This window comes from Pedobacter sp. Leaf132, assembly GCF_920984695.1.
In the GTDB taxonomy this organism is placed as follows: domain Bacteria; phylum Bacteroidota; class Bacteroidia; order Sphingobacteriales; family Sphingobacteriaceae; genus Pedobacter.
The window spans coordinates 116,686-133,484 of record NZ_CAKLBO010000007.1 but is presented as its reverse complement, the minus strand read 5'-3'; the positions used below and the strand labels follow the sequence as shown (position 1 = coordinate 133,484).

Genomic DNA, 16,799 nt, shown 5'->3' with positions numbered 1-16,799 from the left:
TACAACGAGATAAAACAATAAAATGAAATTAATTCGATTTGGAGCAGCAGGTTCAGAAAAACCTGGATTGATTATAGAAGACAAATATTATGATGTTTCTTCGCTTGTGAGCGATTATAACGAAGATTTTTTTGGTGGTGATGGTTTAGAAAAATTGAGCGAAGCCATTAAAACAGCAAACTTACCCGAAATCGATAAAAACGTTCGTTTGGGTGCTGCACTTGCCCGTCCTTCAAAAATTATTTGCGTTGGTTTAAATTATAAAGACCATGCTGCTGAAACAAATGCCCCAATTCCGGCAGAGCCGATACTTTTCTTCAAAGCTACATCAGCCATCGTTGGTCCGAATGATGATTTAACCATTCCAAAAAACAGTAAAAAAACCGATTGGGAAGTTGAATTAGCCATTGTAATCGGCAAAAAAGCGAGTTATGTTTCTGAAGAAAATGCACTTAAACATATTGCAGGCTATGTTTTACACAATGATTATAGCGAAAGAGAATTTCAGTTAGAAAGAAACGGACAATGGGTTAAAGGAAAAAGCTGCGATACCTTTGCTCCGATAGGCCCGTTCATTGCTACGCAAGATGAAATTGCAGATGTTCATAATTTACGTTTGTGGTTAACCGTAAATGGAAAAACCTTGCAAGATGGAAATACCTCAAATTTAATTTTTAATGTGCCATTTATGGTTTCTTACATCAGCCAGTTTATGACCCTTTTACCTGGCGATGTAATTACAACCGGTACACCTGCGGGTGTTGGTTTAGGTCAAAAACCCGAGCCTTGGTATTTAAAAGATGGTGATGTGGTTGAGCTTGGTATTGATGGACTTGGAAGCAGCAAACAGCACGTTAAAGCTTATCAATAATATGAAAAGATACTGCCTTGCGCTCGATTTAATCCATGATGAGCAACTTATCGAAGAATATAAAGCTCACCATAAAGCGGTTTGGCCTGAAATTAAATCGAGCATTACAGATTCCGGCATCGAAAATATGGAAATTTACCTTTTTGGTAATCGATTGTTTATGATTATGGATGTAAACAACAATTTCTCTTTCGAAGCTAAAGGAAAAGCTGATGATGAGAATACAAAGGTGCAAGAGTGGGAAACCCTAATGTGGAAATATCAGCAAGCTTTACCCGGAGCAAAGCCAGGCGAAAAATGGATTTTGATGGATCAAATTTTTAAACTTTAATAATATGATTGATACCCATGTACATTTTTGGAATTTCGATGCGAAAAGAGATAGCTGGATAACAGAAGAAATGAGCATAATCCGGAATGATTTTTCTCCGAAAAATTTGATGCGGCCTTACAGTGAGCTAAAAATTACGGGCTGTATCGCCGTTCAGGCCAATCAATCAGAAGAAGAAAATAAATTCCTCTTAACGTTGGCAGAACAAAATGAAATTATTAAAGGAATTGTAGGTTGGATAGATTTAAAAAACCCAAATTTAGAGGAAAGGTTAAAATATTGGAGCTCGTTTAAAAAGATAAAGGGCTGGAGACACGTATTGCAAGCCGAAAAAGCAGATTTTTTCCTCGCCAAGGATTTTATTAATGGTGTTAAAAAGCTAAATAACTATAATTATACTTACGATTTACTTTGCTACCATAACCAGCTTCCTGATATAATAAAGCTTGTTGAACAGCTCGATAACCAACCATTAGTTTTAGACCACTGCGGTAAGCCCGATGTAAAAAGTGGAGCTATTAAAACCTGGAAAGAAAACATTAAAACTTTGGCTCAAAAACCAAATGTAAATTGTAAAATCTCGGGTCTATTGGTCGAAGCCGATTGGAAAAATTGGACAGAAAAGCAGCTATTTGAATGCTTTGATACCATCATCGAAAACTTTGGCCCAGAAAGAGTAATGTATGGAAGCGATTGGCCTGTTGTTTTAGTGAGCAGACCCTACAACGATTGGTTTCATCTGGTAGAAAAATACGCGGAAAGACTAACATTTCAGGAAAAGGAAAACCTTTTCCTGAAAAATGCTAATCGTTTTTACAAAATTTAATTATTTTAAGAATTTATAAGTTGTAGTGCTTTTATAAACCGTACCAGGTTTAAGCGTGGTAGAAGCAAAGTTCGCATGGTTTGGCGCATCTGGAAAATGCTGCGTTTCTAAACAAATTGCCGAACGATGCGGATAAGACTTCCCTCCTTTTCCATCTTTGGTTTCGCCAGTTAAAAAGTTGCCGCTGTAAAATTGTAATCCGGGCTCGCTGGTGTAAACCTCTAAAATAATTCCAGTTGATGTACTTTTAACTTTTGCAATGGCTTTGTTTTCATCATGCGGATTTAAGGCAAAATTATGATCGTAACCCTTGCCAAACTTTAATTGCTCATCTTTATCTTCGATGTTTTTACCAATAGTTTTCGCCGTTGTAAAATCAAAGGCGGTTCCTTTAACAGGCGTTATTTTACCTGTCGGTATTAAAGTTGAATCAACAGGCGTATAAGCATTCGCATCAATAAATAATTCATGGTCTAAAATGGTATTATTTCCTTCCCCATTTAAATTAAAATAAGCGTGATTGGTTAAATTTACAACCGTCGTTTTATCAGTTTTTGCTTCGTAATCAATTTTTAAAGCATTATCATCGTTAAAGGTATAGGTAACCTTAACATCAAGCTTACCAGGATAACCCGCCTCACCATCTGCAGATGTATAAGTCAATTCGATTTTATCATCTCCCATTTGCTTTGCATCCCAAACCTTTCCAAAAAAGCCATCAAAGCCACCATGGAGTGTATTAACGCCATCATTTATTTGCAAGCTGTATTCTTTACCATCTAATTTAAATTTCCCTTTGCCAATTCTATTGCCATAACGACCAATTAACGCACCAAAATAAGGCTCACCTTTTTTACGGTAAGATGAAAGGCTATCGTAACCTAAAACCACATCAGTAAGTTTGTTATTTTTGTCGGGCACTAAAAGTGAAACAATTCTACCGCCATAATTGGTGATGGTAACCGTAGCTCCTGATTTATTTTTTAATGTAAACAATTCAACTTTTTTACCATCTACTTCTGTTTGGTAAGCCGAAGTTTTAGCTGTACTATCAGCCGTGTCTACATTATTTTTTTGAGGTTGATTGCAGGCTGTAAATGATAATACAAGTACCGCCGCAAGCATAAATTGATAATTATTTTTTTTCATAACAAATAATTTGGTTGCAACTAAAGTATGAAAATAAATAACGTTATAGTAACGATTATAAATTTTATTCAATAATATTGATGCAATTTCCAAATCATCCAAATAAATTAGCATATTTTACAAATTATATGAACATTTCAGAATTTAAGCCTAAAGCTTTCCTTTTCGATTTAAATGGAACCATAATTAATGATATGGAATACCATACCCTTGCGTGGCATGGAATTATGACGGATGATTTAGGTGCTTCCATTTCTTATGCAGATGTAAAAAAGGAAATGTATGGAAAAAACGCTGAGGTTTTGGAGAGGGTTTTTGGAGTTGGCAAATTTTCAGAAACACGGGTTGAGCAATTAGCAACAGAAAAAGAAAAACGTTACCAACAACTTTACATGCCACATTTAGCATTAATAAATGGCTTGGATTTGTTTTTTGAAAAGGCGAAACAAAATAAAATTAAAATGGCAATTGGCTCGGCAGCAATACCTTATAATATAGATTTTGTAGTGGATGGATTAAACTTAAGGCAGTATTTTGAAGCCATTGTTTCTGCTGATGATGTTGCGGTAAGCAAACCAAATGCAGAAACCTTTTTAAAGGCTGCAAACGCTCTAAATATTGATGCAGAAGACTGTATAGTTTTTGAAGATGCCCCAAAAGGTGTCGAATCTGCGGCAAATGCAGGCATGAAATGTATTGTATTAAGCACTACACATGAAATTTCCGAATTTTCAGAATATAATAATATCATCGCTTTTATTGACGATTATAACGCTCCAATTTTAAATACATTTTTGTAGTATGGCAAAGTATATAAATCAAACACCGGTTTTAGTTGCCGTAGATTGTATCATTTTCGGTTATGATGGAAACGAACTGAAATTACTCGTAATTAAGCGAGCCATAGAACCTGTAAAGGATAAATGGAGTTTAATGGGCGGTTTTATTGGCAACGACGAAGATTTAGACGGTGCAGCTAAAAGAATTTTACTGGAATTAACGGGTTTACACGACGTTTATTTAGAGCAGCTTAATGCTTATGGTAGTCCAGACCGTGACCCAATTGAAAGAACCATATCAGTAGTTTATTTTGCCCTGATCGACATTAATAAATACAGCGCTCAAATAAATGACCAATATCATGCAGAATGGTTTAAGATTACAGATGTGCCGGAATTAATATTTGACCATAACGAAATGGTAAAATCTGCCATGGATAAAATCAGGTATCAGGCAGCGCTCCACCCTATTTTATTCGAACTCTTACCTAAAAAGTTTACCATTCCTCAATTACAAAATCTATACGAGCAGGTCTACGATTCGCCTATTGATAACCGGAATTTTATACGCAAAATTACAGCTAGTGGATTATTAATAAAACAAACTGAAAAAGATAAATCAAGCTCAAGACGAGGTGCATTTTATTTTAAGCTAGACAGGCAAAAGCATAAAGCTCAATTTCAATCCTTTTTAAATTTCATCTCAAAGCCAAAATAATGGCTAATTCATTTTTCTAAATTCAACTGCTGATACGCCTTTAGTTTTTTTGAAATTACTTACAAAAGAATTTGCCTGCTCAAAGCCTAATATTTCGGCTATCATGGCAACAGAATAATCTGTATGGATTAATAATTCTTCCGCTTCGCGGATTAATCTTGAGTATAAAACTTCAGGTAAATTTTTAGAAAATGCTTTTTTGAGGAATGAATTGAGTTTTCTAGAAGACATACCCATGCCTGCAGCATAAAATTCGGTAGAACGCTCTGTTTTAAAGTATTGCTCCAAAATTGCCCTGAATCTCAAAACCTGTTGTAATTCATCTACTGATAAATCCATTAACTCGGCATTTAAAACCGCTGAAAAACCTAATAAAAGAGACAAATATTGAGCTAAATATGAAGTATCTCGTTTTGCGGCTATTTCCCTTTTAAGTTGCTCTAATAATGTAAATGCTTTTTGGGCTTGTTGAGTAGTTAAATCTTTAAATGATAACATCATAAAAAGATTTTTAGATTGAGAATCTGTATGTTGGAGTAGAAATTCGGAGTACAATAAATTACTAAAGCTTAACCAATAGGCAGAAATAATTTCACCTTCTAATCGTATTATTCCTTCTTCGGGTATAAAAAAAACTCTTCCGGGCGATAGTTCATAATCACCAGAGTTCATACAAAGTATACCTGATGCCTCTTTAATTATCAGTACCCTAATCGGGAACTCAGCACTAATAGCTTTATCTTTTTTAAATCTACCCTTGATATCTTCAAGTTGTATCATCTATATCAAAGTCTTTTGTTGTTCAAATACAATTATACTTTATCCGCATATAAAAATCAAAATTAAGGAAAAAGCTTAATACGTATTTTTACGCAAATGCCACCTTAAGTGGATTTGCGACATTAATACTTTAAGCAGTAACAGCTTAAATTTCAAATTGTTTAAATTGTTTAAAGGTTTTACTCAAAATATGAATATTTAAATTGTAAATTTAATCATACACATTGTATAGTTTATGAATATATTTAAAACTCTTATAACTATATATTTGTTGAATAACAATGAAATCACTATTATATTTCTGCTTTGTTATTGTATTGTTTCAAGGATGTAAAAAGGATATCCCTGAACCAGACGTGATTAAACTTCAGTTATATCAAACAGAAATTAAATTCACCAATATTGGCGAGCCAAACATACTTAACTGGTATGTTAGAGTAGCGAATAAAGGCGGCTATTATTACCTATACAACACCAAAAATATAACCGATTTTTCTGATTATTCTTTCGAATACTCACAAGGATTACCTAAAGATTTAGTGAACAAATCTCCGGTTAGGGATATTGTTGTAAGAATAAATCAACTAAATGGAGATATGTATTTTGATATAATGGGCCGACTGAAGTAATAGTCCAAAGATTTCATCATTACATAACTTTTATTTTTAGCTCTTTTTTCCGCCACCAAATATTACACAGAATACGCTAAAACCGCCAAGTATAAAACCAACCCCTAATATGAAATTTAATGTATCGCCCATAATTGAAAGTTAGCGCTATTATATGACATTTCACAGACTTTTTAAAATTTTATCACTCTGTTTAAGAATATGTAAAAACTGTTAAAAACAATAATGACTTTCCATTAGTTATTTTTACAAAATGAAAAGGATTAATAATGATACCAGTTCTGAGGAGCTTCAGGATATTAAGAAAGGCGATTTAGTTACAGATACGTTTAGTAAAACCGGCCTGGTTGAAGATATAAATATAATTGAAGACGCTTTATACAGAACCTATGAATTTCATTTGGTTACGGGAAGGGTAATAACGATAAAAAAATAAAAGAGGGATAAATATCCCTCTTCCAATTTAACAGTTAATCACTTTATTAACGTAATAAAGAATAACTGATAAATAAATATGTAATAACATAGTTTAGCTATTGTCTGGTTTTTAGAAAACTATAATTGCAGACAATTCGAAATTACACATCGAGTGAAAGTCAAAAACCATTCCACAAGAGATAGGAGTTTTAGACTTAGTGTCTTATTATTTTGTTTATTGCCGCTGCCATATTGCCAACGCCTGTTTTAGCAATAATATGTTTTCTATGGCTTTTAATGGTTTCAGTACACAAATACAATTTAGCAGCTATCTGCTTACTTGTATAGCCCTGGCTCGCCAATTCTAAAACTTCTTTTTCTCTTTTTGATAAATTACTATCAATTTCAGGAAATTCTTGTTCGTGGCTAAGTTCAAAAGTACCTGATGGAGATAATAAATGAACGGTTAAGCAAATAACATTGTTAAAACTAAAACCCGTTATATCGGTGCAATTAATATATTCTATTACAGGTTTTCCATCATCAGTAAAACTAATAAAATTACTCTGCCTTAAAATGTGAATGTAATCCTGGTTTTTAGTCCTCACCCTTAAATTATATCCAAAACGTAATTTTGGGCGCTGGCTTTTAGGCGTTTTATAGTAGTACTCGAAAATAGATTGATGAACAGCCCTAACCCTATCCAAATCGACTGGATGGATGATGCTTAGACTAAAATTTAAACCTTTTTTAATAAATATTTCAGGTTCATAACCTAAAATAGTTTTTATAGAATTACTGATACTTAAATATTGCATGCAAGACCAATTGAAAACACCTTGATAACCAATACAGCTTTCTGATTGATGCGTAACAATCTCAGGTATAAATTCTACCGATTTACTACTTTGCTGTAGCTGATTCGCATATCCGGCAATTCTATAAAGTTCGTTTGCAGACAAATCATTTAACTTATTCATAATGAGAGAATTAAGGATGCATAAAATTACAATCTTTTTCTGATATAAAACAGCAATAAAATCCCCCTTTGTAGGGATAATGCGAATAACTTTAAATTAGGATATTGTAACTGCAATCTATAAATCTTTCATAATCGATTATAATTCACGATTTTTAGCTTAAAGCAGCTCAAACACTTACATTATGTCTTATAAAATTTTATCTCTTGATGGCGGCGGTTCATGGGCATTGATACAAGCCCGAGTATTGCAAGATATTTATGGCGATTTAAACGGCCATGAGTTATTAAGAAAATTTGATATGGTGATTGCAAATTCTGGTGGGAGTTTAATACTGGCTACTCTTTGTAATGACATGAAGTTGAGCGAAATTATTTCTGTTTTTGAAGATGAAGGCAAACGCAAACAGGTATTTTCAAAACTATCATTCTGGGAGAAATTAAAATGGCGCAACATTGCTAGTTTAACCAACGTTTTAGGTCCTAAATATAGCATGGAGCGCAAATTATCGGGTTTGCAAAACGTTTTAAAAGCTTACAATAAATTAATGCTCCAAGGTAAAACCACACAACCTACCCTAGAGATTAACATAAACGAACTCCCGCAAATTATTGGGAAGCCAGCACTACAAATATTAATTGTTGGCTTCGATTATTTCAGACAAAGAGCAACTTTTTTCCGCTCAAATATAGCTAGTAAAACTGATGCTTTTAGTGGAGGTAAATATTATCAAATTAGCCTGGGCCATGCAATACATTCATCAAGCAATGCACCGGTTAATTATTTTGATGCACCTGCCGAAATTAAAATTAGTCAACTAAATGGCCAGGATGTACGCAAAACAAAAATGTGGGATGGTGCAGTTTCGGGTTTTAACAATCCGGTTTTGGCAGGCTTAATTGAGGCGATGACGAATAATGATATTCCATTGAGCGACTATAAAATTTTATCTTTAGGAACCGGAACGGGTGGACAAGCTATGATTGCAGATTATCAAACTTCGAGCAATCAGGAAATTCAAAATATTTTTGAAAAGAATAGAAATAACAAATTAGCTTTTACAGATTATGATTTAACCTTTGTTTCGGATATCAAGAAAATGTCGACAAGTATTTTAGGCGATCCACCAGATTCAGCAACTTTTATTGCCTACTCTATTATCGATCCAACTTTGAGTAATACAGCTTGTTTGGTCAGAATAAATCCATGCATAAAACCCATTTTAAACCCAATTACAAAAATTTTTGAAGCACCCGAGGTATACAAATCGCAAATAGATGGTTCTGAGCATTTTGCTAAATTAATGGATTTAGACATGGATGCTGTTGCGAACGAAGATGTTGACTTGATTAAGCAGCTTTGCATAAATTTTCTAAATGGAAACAATGGTTTTGTAGCTGCTAATCAACTTATCAGAGGAGATAGAAACGGGATTCACTTAGGCGACGATACCTACGAAAAAGCAAAAAAACGATGGTTAAATTGTAATCCTGTATAATTTCTGAGTATGCAATTTGAATGTTAACCTTTTAAGCCTTTATATTTATGCATGATAAAAATTGATGAGCTTACACCAACATCCGACCTTTTGAGTTTAAAGACAAACACATCAATAGAAAATGACAAAGGAATTTCTGGTAGGATAGAAAATATCAATGTGGAGGTAACAGACCTATACTGGGATTTTACATTTTTGTTGGATAATGGCTCGAAAATTCAAATCAGGAAAGTAAAAAACGTTTGTTAGCTAAATTAAAATTCCTTGATCAGAATCATAATTATTTAAAGATATTTGCAAAAAGTTTAATACTCATGCAAAACATCAAAAACATCATTTTTGATTACGGAAACGTAATTTTCGACATCGATTTCAGAATTGCCCAGGCATCTTTCCAAAAATTAGGCATAACGGATATCGAAAATTTCTTTGCGCATAAATCTCATAATCAATTATTTGATGATTTTGAAACTGGAGCAATCTCTCCGGCTAAATTTCGTGAGGGGATTAGAAAAGCTGCAAACAAACCTGAATTAACGGATAGCCAAATTGATGATGCCTGGAATAGTTTATTGATTGGTACACACCAGGAAAATCATGAACTTCTTTTAAAAGTTAAAGAAAAATACAGAACTTTTCTATTGAGTAATAATAACGAAATTCATTACGATTGGATTATCAATTACCTTAAAACTACGTTCCAGCTAAACAATTATGATGATTATTTTGAGAAGGCCTACTTTTCTCAACACATGAAATTGCGCAAACCAAATACCAACATTTTTGAACAGGTTTTAAATGACAATAATTTAAATCCGGCAGAAACTTTGTTTATTGATGATAGTCCGCAGCATATTGAAGGCGCAAAAAAAGTTGGTTTAAATACTTTATTAATGACTGAAAAACCAGCCCAATTAGCATCATTTTTAAAGGCACACGGAATTTTGTAAATTAAGATTATGGCAGAAAAAAGGTTTAAATCATTAAAAGAGTTCTATCCATACTATTTGTCAGAACATACTAATACTACATCGCGGGTGCTGCATTTTATTGGCACCGGTTTAGTTGTATTGGCCTTTTTTACAGGCTTTATGTTCCACAACTGGCTGTTCTTTTTAGCGATGCCGGTTTTAGGTTATGGCTTTGCTTGGGTTGGTCATTTTTTCTTTGAAAAGAACAAGCCGGCAACTTTCAAATATCCTGGATACTCATTGGCAAGTGATTTTATTCTTTTCTACGATTTGCTTACAGGCAAACAGGACTTTGTAGTAGAGAAAGACTAAGCAATATTCCAATACATTGGTTAATAGAAAGGGCAATGAATCAAAACAATGATAATATATTTCTTATTATTATAGTTTGCTTTAGCTGCCTTTTTTTATGTGATTAAGTGTTTAGCCAAAAGCTTTGTTTCTATACCCGATTGGAGCGGAAATACTTTTTATTAATCCTATAAGGTTTTTAAAACCTAATAGGATTGAAAAAGATTGAAGCAGAAAGCGGGACTGCATTCTTCCAAGAACCACAGTCCATACATTTCCAAAACATCAATAAAAATATTTTAAAGCCTTCTTCTCTTCAATTCCCTTTCAATTAAACCCAACTCTCTACCGGTTTGGCCGGCAACTGAAGTATTTTCTTGTGCTCTTCTAAACAAATATGGCATTACAGCTTTAATTGGGCCGTAAGGAACATATTTGGCCACATTATAATTTGCATCTGCAAGATTAAAACTCAAGTTATCACTCATGCCTAAAAGTTGCGCAAAGTAAACGTGTGGATGATTGTGGGCTACTTTTTTCTCGTCTAAGAGGTATGTAAGCAAACGACTGCTATCTTCATTGTGCGTTCCGCAAACAATTGCAATCTCATCAATATGATCTACGCAATAACGCAAAGATTCATTGTAATCTCTATCTGATGATTCTTTATCGGGTTGTATTGGTGATGGATATCCCAGCTCAGCAGCACGTTTGCGCTCCTTTTCCATATATGCACCACGAACCATTTTAACGCCTAATATAAAGCCTGCAGCTTTGGCAATTAAGTGGTCGGCTTTCATATCGGCTAATTTATTATGGCGATACATTTGGTAAGTATTGTACACAATTATGCGTTCCTGGTTAAATTTACGCATCATATCTAAAGCCAATTCATCTATAGTATCCTGAATCCAGGTTTCTTCAGCATCGATCATAATTGGTACGCCTTTATCAAAAGCGGTGCGGCAAATCATTTCACAACGCAATTTAACTTTGTCAAATTCAGCCTGTTCTGCAGAAGTTAAGCTTTGTTTTGCGTCTAATTTTTCTAATAATGCAAAGCGACCAATTCCCGTAATTTTAAAAACGGTAATCGGGATGTTTTTATCGCCATCGGCACGCAAAATAGTTCGAATGATTTCCTGGCAAGTTTCGTCGAAAACAATTTCTTCTTCCTCTCCTTCAACCGAATAATCTAAAATAGTTCCAACACCACCCTTAGCCAGTTGGGCAATTGCCTTATCACATTCGGCAATGGTTTCGCCACCGCAAAATTGCTGAAAAATGGTCGATTTAATGGCGCCCTGGATTGGCAAACCAATATTTAAAAAGAAATTTGTAATCGGAGGACCAACTTTTGTAAGGAAATTGCTGCCTATCATTTTAAAAAGCCAAAAAGCCTTTTTTAATTCGGCATTGGTTTTTTGGCGAAAAGCAACTTCGGTGTTGTCAAAATTGGGTTGTTTATTGGATGATGAATCAATCATTTGTTGTGTAATAAGTCAGACGGATGCAAAATTATAAAAAGCATCCATTGTTGGAACGTAAAACATCGAAATAATCGTATTTTTGCAACAAAATGATACAATTCAAATTAGAGGGCGAATTTATACCACTTATCCAGCTTTTAAAGGCTACGGGTTTGGTTGGAACAGGTGGAGATGCCCAGGCCGTAGTAATGGATGGCTTAGTTAAATGTAATGGAGAAGTAGAATTTCGCAAGCGTTATAAAGTAAGGGTTGGCGATATTATCACTTTTGAACAAGATAAAATCGAAGTAATTTAATGGAAACCTTAACTAGCGCAGGCCATTCGCTTTATTTCGAAAGCAATTTAGATGCCTTAAGAGCACTTTTAGAAAGTAATAAATACAGTAAGGTTTTTGTTCTTGCTGATGAAAATACAAGCGAAATCTGTTTACCGGTATTTCAATCGATGATGGATGACTTTGCAGATTTCGATTTAATTGAAACTTCTGCTGGCGAAGAAAACAAAAATATAGATTTCTGTATAGGCATTTGGAAAACGCTTTTAGATTTTGAAGCCGACCGTAAAAGTTTAATGATAAATTTAGGCGGTGGCGTAATTACCGATATGGGTGGTTTCATTGCTTCAACATTTAAGCGTGGTATCGATTTTGTAAATGTTCCAACTACATTACTTTCGCAGGTTGATGCTTCGGTTGGCGGTAAAACAGGTATCGATATTGATAACGTTAAAAACATGGTAGGTACTTTTACGCTGCCTCAAATGGTTTTTATCGAAACTGAATTTTTGAAAACTTTGCCCCAAAGAGAGCTTTTATCAGGCTTTGCCGAAATGATTAAACACGGTTTAATTTACGACAAAGCTTACTACGAAAAGTTAAAAACTACAGATTATTTAACGCCATCGGCAGAAGATATTTATCGTTCTGTTGAAATTAAAAATGAGGTTGTAACGATTGACCCACATGAAAAAAATCTGCGTAAGATTTTAAATTTTGGTCACACGATTGGTCATGCTGTAGAAAGTTATTCGCTTGCAAACGATGAAAACCCGCTTACACATGGCGAAGCAATTGCTATTGGCTTTGTTTGCGAGGCTGCCTTATCAATTAAAAACAGTGGCTTAACGAAAGAAGAATTAAAAGATATTAGCGAGTATATGCGCTCACTATATCCAAAATACCACATTAAAAAAGAAAGTTTTGAAACGCTTTTGGAATTGATGAAAAGTGATAAAAAGAATGAGGATGGTAACATTTTGTTCTCTTTACTAGAAACAATAGGCAAATGCACGTTTAACTGCCGTGTATCTACAGCCGATATTTTGAGCAGTTTAGATTACTATAATAGTTTGTAATATGAAATACACCGGAAGTGATATTTCTGTTGGTGCCTTGTTTGGCTTTGTAATCGTTTTAACCCTGGTTGAAATGTATTTCAGCTATGCCCACGATAGAAAATTATATACCAAACGCGATACCTGGACCAATATTTATTTAATGGTTACGGCAATTGTAATTAATTTAGGCATGAAAACTGCCACGTTCTTTTTATTAGAATATTGCTATCAATTCAGGCTTTTTCAAATCTCAAATATTTGGATTTATTGGACCGTTTTAATCCTTGCACAAGATTTTCTATATTGGTTTTTACATACTGTTGGACATTATGTGCGCTTCTTTTGGGCTATGCATGTAACGCATCATTCATCAGAGCATTTCAATTTAACAACGGGTTTCCGTTCTACAGTTTTCGAGCCATTATATCGCGTTTTTTTCTACTTGCCTTTAGCTTTTATGGGTTTTACGGCTATGGATATCCTTTTTGCTTATCTGGTTACTCAAATATATGGTAATCTAGTTCATACACAGTATGATATCAAATTTCCTAAATGGTATGAGTACGTTTTTGTAACGCCATCGCATCACCGTGTGCACCATGCAAGCAATGTTCGTTATTTAGATAAAAATATGGGTATGGTTCTAATCCTTTGGGATAGATGGTTTGGTACTTTTCAGGCAGAATTACCAGAGGATAAAGTTAAATATGGCCTAACTACGCAACCATCCGATACCGGACCGGTAAACATTATCTTTCACGAATTTATTGCCTTAAGTGCAGATGTAAAAAAGGCACCGACTTTTTTGGATAAGGTGAAATACATCCTTAATCCGCCGGGATGGAGCCACGATGGAAGCACCAAAATTGCCAAAATTATGCAACAGGAATTACATGATGCGGAGAAATCAGCAAAAAATCATAATGTTAAAGATATTAACGAAGAGCAACGAACGCTAAGTTCGGCAGGATAATATTTAAACGGTCTGTATTTTACAGACTGTTTTTTTTTTTAGGAATTGGGGTATTGCCTAATACGCGTACCTAGAGGAATTGGCACATAACCCACGATTTAAATCGTGGGTTATGTGCCAAGCAGCATAATTATTAGCATTTTTTTTCTCAGAGAATATTTTTCTTTTAAGATTTTGGAAATGAGTAGCTTTGTTCATTTGGCTCATTCAGCCCTGCTATTCATTCCCTGACTACCGCAGGCAGGCAATCTTTTAAAAAACTTCTGTCATTCTCAGGAACGAAGAATCCCTTTAATCGGTTGCAGATTCTTTCCGAAGTGTCGGGACAGGCTGTTCCTCAGCATAACAGAATATTTAGGTTTCCTGCAATTTTAAAAGTATTTCCATTGCTATCAGGTTTAGCAAACTAATAACCATTAAATCTTCATTTCATACCCAACACCAAAACGGTATAAATGAAAAAAAATAAAAATATTTTCATTTTCCTATTGACAAATTAAATTTTGTTATTACATTTGGCTCAAGCAAAAACAAGAATGAAATTATTCAACACATATTACTTTGGTTACTTTTACTATTTTAGTAAGAGCCGGGGCTAATATGCAAAAAGATATATAACAATATTAAAATGTATAAAAAAGTCCCGGCAAACAGCCGGGACTTTTTTGTTTTACGCAAAAATGGAAACGACAAAACGAGTAGCAATTCAAGGTATTAAAGCATCTTTTCATGAAGAAGCAGCCTACAAATTTTTCGGTAAGGAAATCGAAACTGTAGAATGCAATTCTTTTAAAGAAACCTGCGATAAACTGGAAAAAAACGATGCAGATTTCGTTGTAATGGCGATTGAAAATTCTATCGCAGGTAGCTTATTGCCAAATTACACCTTAATTCGCGACTATGGCTTTTCTGTTGTTGGAGAAGTTTACCTTCCTATTCAACTGCACTTAATGGCATTGCCAGGGGTAAAATTCGAAGACATCAAAATCGTAACCTCACATCCTATCGCTATTCGTCAATGCATCGATTTCTTTTACGATTATCCGCACATTAAAATTGTAGAAAGTAACGATACTGCAGCTTGTGCAAAACGTATTCAAGAAGAAAAACTTACTGATACAATGGCTATTGCAAACAACTTAGCAGCAGAACTTTACGGTTTAAACATTCTAGAACGTCGAGTAGAATCAAATAAAAAAAATTACACACGCTTTCTTATCCTTAAAAAGGATAAAACAGATGAAGGCAAAAAAATAAACAAAGCATCAATTTGCTTTCAGGTTGGCCATAAAGCTGGTTCACTTGCAACCGTATTAAATATCTTCGCAGAACAAGAAGTAAGCTTAACAAAAATACAATCTATGCCTGTGTTAGGTAAACGAAATGAATATTATTTTTACGTTGACTTAGAATGGCCGAGTACAGAAAAATACGATAAAGCTGTTAGAAAAGCATTAAAATACACTTCGAATTTCAATATCCTCGGCGAATATCAAAAGAACGATAAAGTATGATAGCGTTACGATTTTAGATTTACGAATTACAACTCCATAATTAAGCAGTACAACAATTAAACAAACGAATTATAAAATATTACAAGCCATAAATCATGAAACTTAATTTAAACATCCAACCTTTAAACACATGGTTAAACGTTAACAACGAACCATTAATTATCTCTGGTCCTTGCAGTGCAGAAACTGAAGAGCAATTATTAACTACAGCACATTTATTAGCTGCAACTGGTAAAGTTTCAGTTTTAAGAGCTGGCATCTGGAAACCACGTACTCGTCCGGGAGAATTTGAAGGTATTGGAAGCATTGGTTTAGAGTGGTTAAAACGTGCTAAAGCAGAAACTGGTTTGCCAACAGCTGTTGAGGTTGCAAATGCAAAACATGTGGAAGAGGCTTTAGCGGCTGGTGTTGATATCCTTTGGATTGGTGCTCGTTCTACAGTAAACCCATTTACAGTTCAGGAAATTGCTGATGCTTTAAAAGGTCATGATATTCCGGTTTTAATTAAAAACCCGGTTAACCCTGATTTACAGTTATGGATTGGTGCAATCGAGCGTATCAATGGGGCAGGAATTACTAAAATTGGAGCAATACACCGTGGTTTCTCTTCATTTGAGAAAAGCTCTTTCCGTAACGAACCAATGTGGGAAATGGCTATTCAACTGAAAACTTTATGCCCTGAATTGCCAATCATAAACGACCCAAGTCACATTTGTGGTAACCGTGAGCTGATTCCTTACATCTCTCAAAAAGCTTTGGATTTAGACATGCAAGGTTTGATGATTGAATCTCACGTTGACCCATCAGTTGCCTGGACAGATGCTAAACAACAAGTTACGCCGGCAGCTTTAGCTGAATTAGTTGACCGCTTAACAGTTCGTGAACCTGAAGCACCAAATGAAGCTTTCGCTGATAAATTAGCTGATTTGCGTAAGAACATTGATAAAATTGATGATATCTTATTACAAAAATTAGCGGAACGTATGGCTATTGTAGAAAAAATAGGAGAATTTAAACGCGATAATCAGGTAACGATTTTACAAGTTAACCGTTGGGATGCCATCATTAAAAAAGGTCACGCTTTTGCAAAAGCTTTAAAATTAGATTTAAACTTTACCGAAAAATTTTTAGAATTGGTACACGGCGAATCTATTCGTAAACAAACTGAAATTATGAATGCTGGCAAAGCTGAAAAAGGAATTGCTGCAGAACAACATACAGAAGTTAGTAAATAAGGTTAAGGGTT

At 34.5% G+C, this 16,799-nt stretch carries 20 protein-coding genes; 16 read left to right on the top strand and 4 right to left on the bottom strand.

Features of this window, described 5'->3' with window-relative positions; all coding sequences use genetic code 11:
* Window positions 1–22 precede the first annotated feature (22 nt).
* The 3 genes from LUA86_RS13900 to LUA86_RS13890 are packed head-to-tail and all read left to right on the top strand — an operon-like array spanning window position 23 to window position 2,028.
* Window positions 23–871 (top strand): fumarylacetoacetate hydrolase family protein, encoded by an 849-nt coding sequence (locus LUA86_RS13900; protein WP_231463726.1) that lies wholly within the window; start codon window positions 23–25, stop codon window positions 869–871.
* 1 nt (window position 872) lies between these two features.
* Entirely contained in the window at window positions 873–1,202 is a 330-nt protein-coding gene (locus tag LUA86_RS13895) for an L-rhamnose mutarotase (protein ID WP_231463724.1), read from the top strand.
* 4 nt (window positions 1,203–1,206) lie between these two features.
* The gene (locus tag LUA86_RS13890) at window positions 1,207–2,028 is read left to right on the top strand and encodes an amidohydrolase (protein WP_231463723.1); all 822 of its coding nucleotides are present in this window, start codon (window positions 1,207–1,209) and stop codon (window positions 2,026–2,028) included.
* On the opposite strand, the gene LUA86_RS13885 is transcribed toward LUA86_RS13890, so the two are convergent.
* A complete protein-coding gene (locus tag LUA86_RS13885; protein ID WP_231463721.1) occupies window positions 2,029–3,177 on the bottom strand; it encodes an aldose epimerase family protein in 1,149 nt (382 codons plus the stop codon).
* A 128-nt stretch (window positions 3,178–3,305) separates the two neighbouring features.
* Between LUA86_RS13885 and LUA86_RS13880 the strand changes: the two genes are divergently transcribed.
* Window positions 3,306–3,977 carry an HAD family phosphatase gene (locus LUA86_RS13880; RefSeq protein WP_231463719.1) on the top strand — a complete coding sequence of 224 codons (672 nt, stop codon included), beginning with the start codon at window positions 3,306–3,308 and terminating at the stop codon, window positions 3,975–3,977.
* A 1-nt stretch (window position 3,978) separates the two neighbouring features.
* Window positions 3,979–4,674, top strand: a complete 696-nt coding sequence (locus LUA86_RS13875) for an NUDIX domain-containing protein (protein WP_231463717.1) — start codon at window positions 3,979–3,981, stop codon at window positions 4,672–4,674.
* Window positions 4,675–4,677: 3 nt separating this feature from the next.
* On the opposite strand, the gene LUA86_RS13870 is transcribed toward LUA86_RS13875, so the two are convergent.
* Window positions 4,678–5,454, bottom strand: a complete 777-nt coding sequence (locus LUA86_RS13870) for an AraC family transcriptional regulator (protein WP_231463715.1) — start codon at window positions 5,452–5,454, stop codon at window positions 4,678–4,680.
* A gap of 281 nt (window positions 5,455–5,735) precedes the next feature.
* On the opposite strand from LUA86_RS13870, the gene LUA86_RS13865 reads away from it, so the two are divergent.
* Both LUA86_RS13865 and LUA86_RS13860 read left to right on the top strand, forming a co-directional pair.
* The gene (locus LUA86_RS13865; protein WP_231463713.1) at window positions 5,736–6,083 is read left to right on the top strand and encodes a hypothetical protein; all 348 of its coding nucleotides are present in this window, start codon (window positions 5,736–5,738) and stop codon (window positions 6,081–6,083) included.
* A 253-nt stretch (window positions 6,084–6,336) separates the two neighbouring features.
* Window positions 6,337–6,519 carry a hypothetical protein gene (locus LUA86_RS13860; RefSeq protein WP_231463711.1) on the top strand — a complete coding sequence of 61 codons (183 nt, stop codon included), beginning with the start codon at window positions 6,337–6,339 and terminating at the stop codon, window positions 6,517–6,519.
* A gap of 196 nt (window positions 6,520–6,715) precedes the next feature.
* Here the strand turns inward: LUA86_RS13860 and LUA86_RS13855 are convergent, their stop codons facing one another.
* Window positions 6,716–7,480 (bottom strand): LuxR C-terminal-related transcriptional regulator, encoded by a 765-nt coding sequence (locus LUA86_RS13855; RefSeq protein ID WP_231463709.1) that lies wholly within the window; start codon window positions 7,478–7,480, stop codon window positions 6,716–6,718.
* 184 nt (window positions 7,481–7,664) lie between these two features.
* Between LUA86_RS13855 and LUA86_RS13850 the strand changes: the two genes are divergently transcribed.
* The 4 genes from LUA86_RS13850 to LUA86_RS13835 all read left to right on the top strand — a co-directional run bounded on the left by LUA86_RS13850 (window position 7,665) and on the right by LUA86_RS13835 (window position 10,261).
* Entirely contained in the window at window positions 7,665–8,978 is a 1,314-nt protein-coding gene (locus LUA86_RS13850; RefSeq protein ID WP_231463707.1) for a patatin-like phospholipase family protein, read from the top strand.
* 51 nt (window positions 8,979–9,029) lie between these two features.
* Window positions 9,030–9,227, top strand: coding sequence for a hypothetical protein (locus LUA86_RS13845; protein ID WP_231463705.1), 198 nt, complete (start codon window positions 9,030–9,032; stop codon window positions 9,225–9,227).
* 65 nt (window positions 9,228–9,292) lie between these two features.
* Window positions 9,293–9,928: an HAD family phosphatase gene (locus tag LUA86_RS13840; RefSeq protein ID WP_231463703.1), complete on the top strand. Its 636-nt coding sequence runs from the start codon at window positions 9,293–9,295 to the stop codon at window positions 9,926–9,928.
* A gap of 9 nt (window positions 9,929–9,937) precedes the next feature.
* Window positions 9,938–10,261 carry a DUF962 domain-containing protein gene (locus LUA86_RS13835; protein WP_231463701.1) on the top strand — a complete coding sequence of 108 codons (324 nt, stop codon included), beginning with the start codon at window positions 9,938–9,940 and terminating at the stop codon, window positions 10,259–10,261.
* 278 nt (window positions 10,262–10,539) lie between these two features.
* On the opposite strand, the gene LUA86_RS13830 is transcribed toward LUA86_RS13835, so the two are convergent.
* Complete coding sequence (locus tag LUA86_RS13830; RefSeq protein ID WP_231463699.1) at window positions 10,540–11,727, bottom strand: proline dehydrogenase family protein; 1,188 nt, start codon at window positions 11,725–11,727, stop codon at window positions 10,540–10,542.
* Window positions 11,728–11,819: 92 nt separating this feature from the next.
* Here LUA86_RS13830 and LUA86_RS13825 point away from each other — a divergent pair, with 92 nt between their 5' ends.
* The 5 genes from LUA86_RS13825 to LUA86_RS13805 all read left to right on the top strand — a co-directional run bounded on the left by LUA86_RS13825 (window position 11,820) and on the right by LUA86_RS13805 (window position 16,788).
* Window positions 11,820–12,026, top strand: coding sequence for an RNA-binding S4 domain-containing protein (locus tag LUA86_RS13825; RefSeq protein WP_056871128.1), 207 nt, complete (start codon window positions 11,820–11,822; stop codon window positions 12,024–12,026).
* Window positions 12,026–13,084, top strand: coding sequence for a 3-dehydroquinate synthase (aroB, locus tag LUA86_RS13820; RefSeq protein ID WP_231463697.1), 1,059 nt, complete (start codon window positions 12,026–12,028; stop codon window positions 13,082–13,084). The genes LUA86_RS13825 and aroB overlap by 1 nt, the downstream gene beginning before the upstream one ends.
* 1 nt (window position 13,085) lies before the next feature.
* The gene (locus LUA86_RS13815; RefSeq protein ID WP_231463695.1) at window positions 13,086–14,039 is read left to right on the top strand and encodes a sterol desaturase family protein; all 954 of its coding nucleotides are present in this window, start codon (window positions 13,086–13,088) and stop codon (window positions 14,037–14,039) included.
* A gap of 680 nt (window positions 14,040–14,719) precedes the next feature.
* Window positions 14,720–15,553 (top strand): prephenate dehydratase, encoded by an 834-nt coding sequence (locus tag LUA86_RS13810; RefSeq protein WP_231463693.1) that lies wholly within the window; start codon window positions 14,720–14,722, stop codon window positions 15,551–15,553.
* 95 nt (window positions 15,554–15,648) lie between these two features.
* Window positions 15,649–16,788, top strand: coding sequence for a chorismate mutase (locus tag LUA86_RS13805; RefSeq protein WP_231463691.1), 1,140 nt, complete (start codon window positions 15,649–15,651; stop codon window positions 16,786–16,788).
* The last annotated feature ends 11 nt before the right edge of the window (window positions 16,789–16,799 follow it).

What these genes read in the sequence shown, in the direction of transcription:
- LUA86_RS13900 (WP_231463726.1), top strand. Translation starts at nt 23, where the DNA reads ATGAAATTAATTCGATTTGGAGCAGCAGGTTCAGAAAAACCTGGATTG.
- LUA86_RS13895 (WP_231463724.1), top strand. Translation starts at nt 873, where the DNA reads ATGAAAAGATACTGCCTTGCGCTCGATTTAATCCATGATGAGCAACTT.
- LUA86_RS13890 (WP_231463723.1), top strand. Translation starts at nt 1,207, where the DNA reads ATGATTGATACCCATGTACATTTTTGGAATTTCGATGCGAAAAGAGAT.
- LUA86_RS13885 (WP_231463721.1), bottom strand. Translation starts at nt 3,177, where the DNA reads ATGAAAAAAAATAATTATCAATTTATGCTTGCGGCGGTACTTGTATTA.
- LUA86_RS13880 (WP_231463719.1), top strand. Translation starts at nt 3,306, where the DNA reads ATGAACATTTCAGAATTTAAGCCTAAAGCTTTCCTTTTCGATTTAAAT.
- LUA86_RS13875 (WP_231463717.1), top strand. Translation starts at nt 3,979, where the DNA reads ATGGCAAAGTATATAAATCAAACACCGGTTTTAGTTGCCGTAGATTGT.
- LUA86_RS13870 (WP_231463715.1), bottom strand. Translation starts at nt 5,454, where the DNA reads ATGATACAACTTGAAGATATCAAGGGTAGATTTAAAAAAGATAAAGCT.
- LUA86_RS13865 (WP_231463713.1), top strand. Translation starts at nt 5,736, where the DNA reads ATGAAATCACTATTATATTTCTGCTTTGTTATTGTATTGTTTCAAGGA.
- LUA86_RS13860 (WP_231463711.1), top strand. Translation starts at nt 6,337, where the DNA reads ATGAAAAGGATTAATAATGATACCAGTTCTGAGGAGCTTCAGGATATT.
- LUA86_RS13855 (WP_231463709.1), bottom strand. Translation starts at nt 7,480, where the DNA reads ATGAATAAGTTAAATGATTTGTCTGCAAACGAACTTTATAGAATTGCC.
- LUA86_RS13850 (WP_231463707.1), top strand. Translation starts at nt 7,665, where the DNA reads ATGTCTTATAAAATTTTATCTCTTGATGGCGGCGGTTCATGGGCATTG.
- LUA86_RS13845 (WP_231463705.1), top strand. Translation starts at nt 9,030, where the DNA reads ATGATAAAAATTGATGAGCTTACACCAACATCCGACCTTTTGAGTTTA.
- LUA86_RS13840 (WP_231463703.1), top strand. Translation starts at nt 9,293, where the DNA reads ATGCAAAACATCAAAAACATCATTTTTGATTACGGAAACGTAATTTTC.
- LUA86_RS13835 (WP_231463701.1), top strand. Translation starts at nt 9,938, where the DNA reads ATGGCAGAAAAAAGGTTTAAATCATTAAAAGAGTTCTATCCATACTAT.
- LUA86_RS13830 (WP_231463699.1), bottom strand. Translation starts at nt 11,727, where the DNA reads ATGATTGATTCATCATCCAATAAACAACCCAATTTTGACAACACCGAA.
- LUA86_RS13825 (WP_056871128.1), top strand. Translation starts at nt 11,820, where the DNA reads ATGATACAATTCAAATTAGAGGGCGAATTTATACCACTTATCCAGCTT.
- aroB (WP_231463697.1), top strand. Translation starts at nt 12,026, where the DNA reads ATGGAAACCTTAACTAGCGCAGGCCATTCGCTTTATTTCGAAAGCAAT.
- LUA86_RS13815 (WP_231463695.1), top strand. Translation starts at nt 13,086, where the DNA reads ATGAAATACACCGGAAGTGATATTTCTGTTGGTGCCTTGTTTGGCTTT.
- LUA86_RS13810 (WP_231463693.1), top strand. Translation starts at nt 14,720, where the DNA reads ATGGAAACGACAAAACGAGTAGCAATTCAAGGTATTAAAGCATCTTTT.
- LUA86_RS13805 (WP_231463691.1), top strand. Translation starts at nt 15,649, where the DNA reads ATGAAACTTAATTTAAACATCCAACCTTTAAACACATGGTTAAACGTT.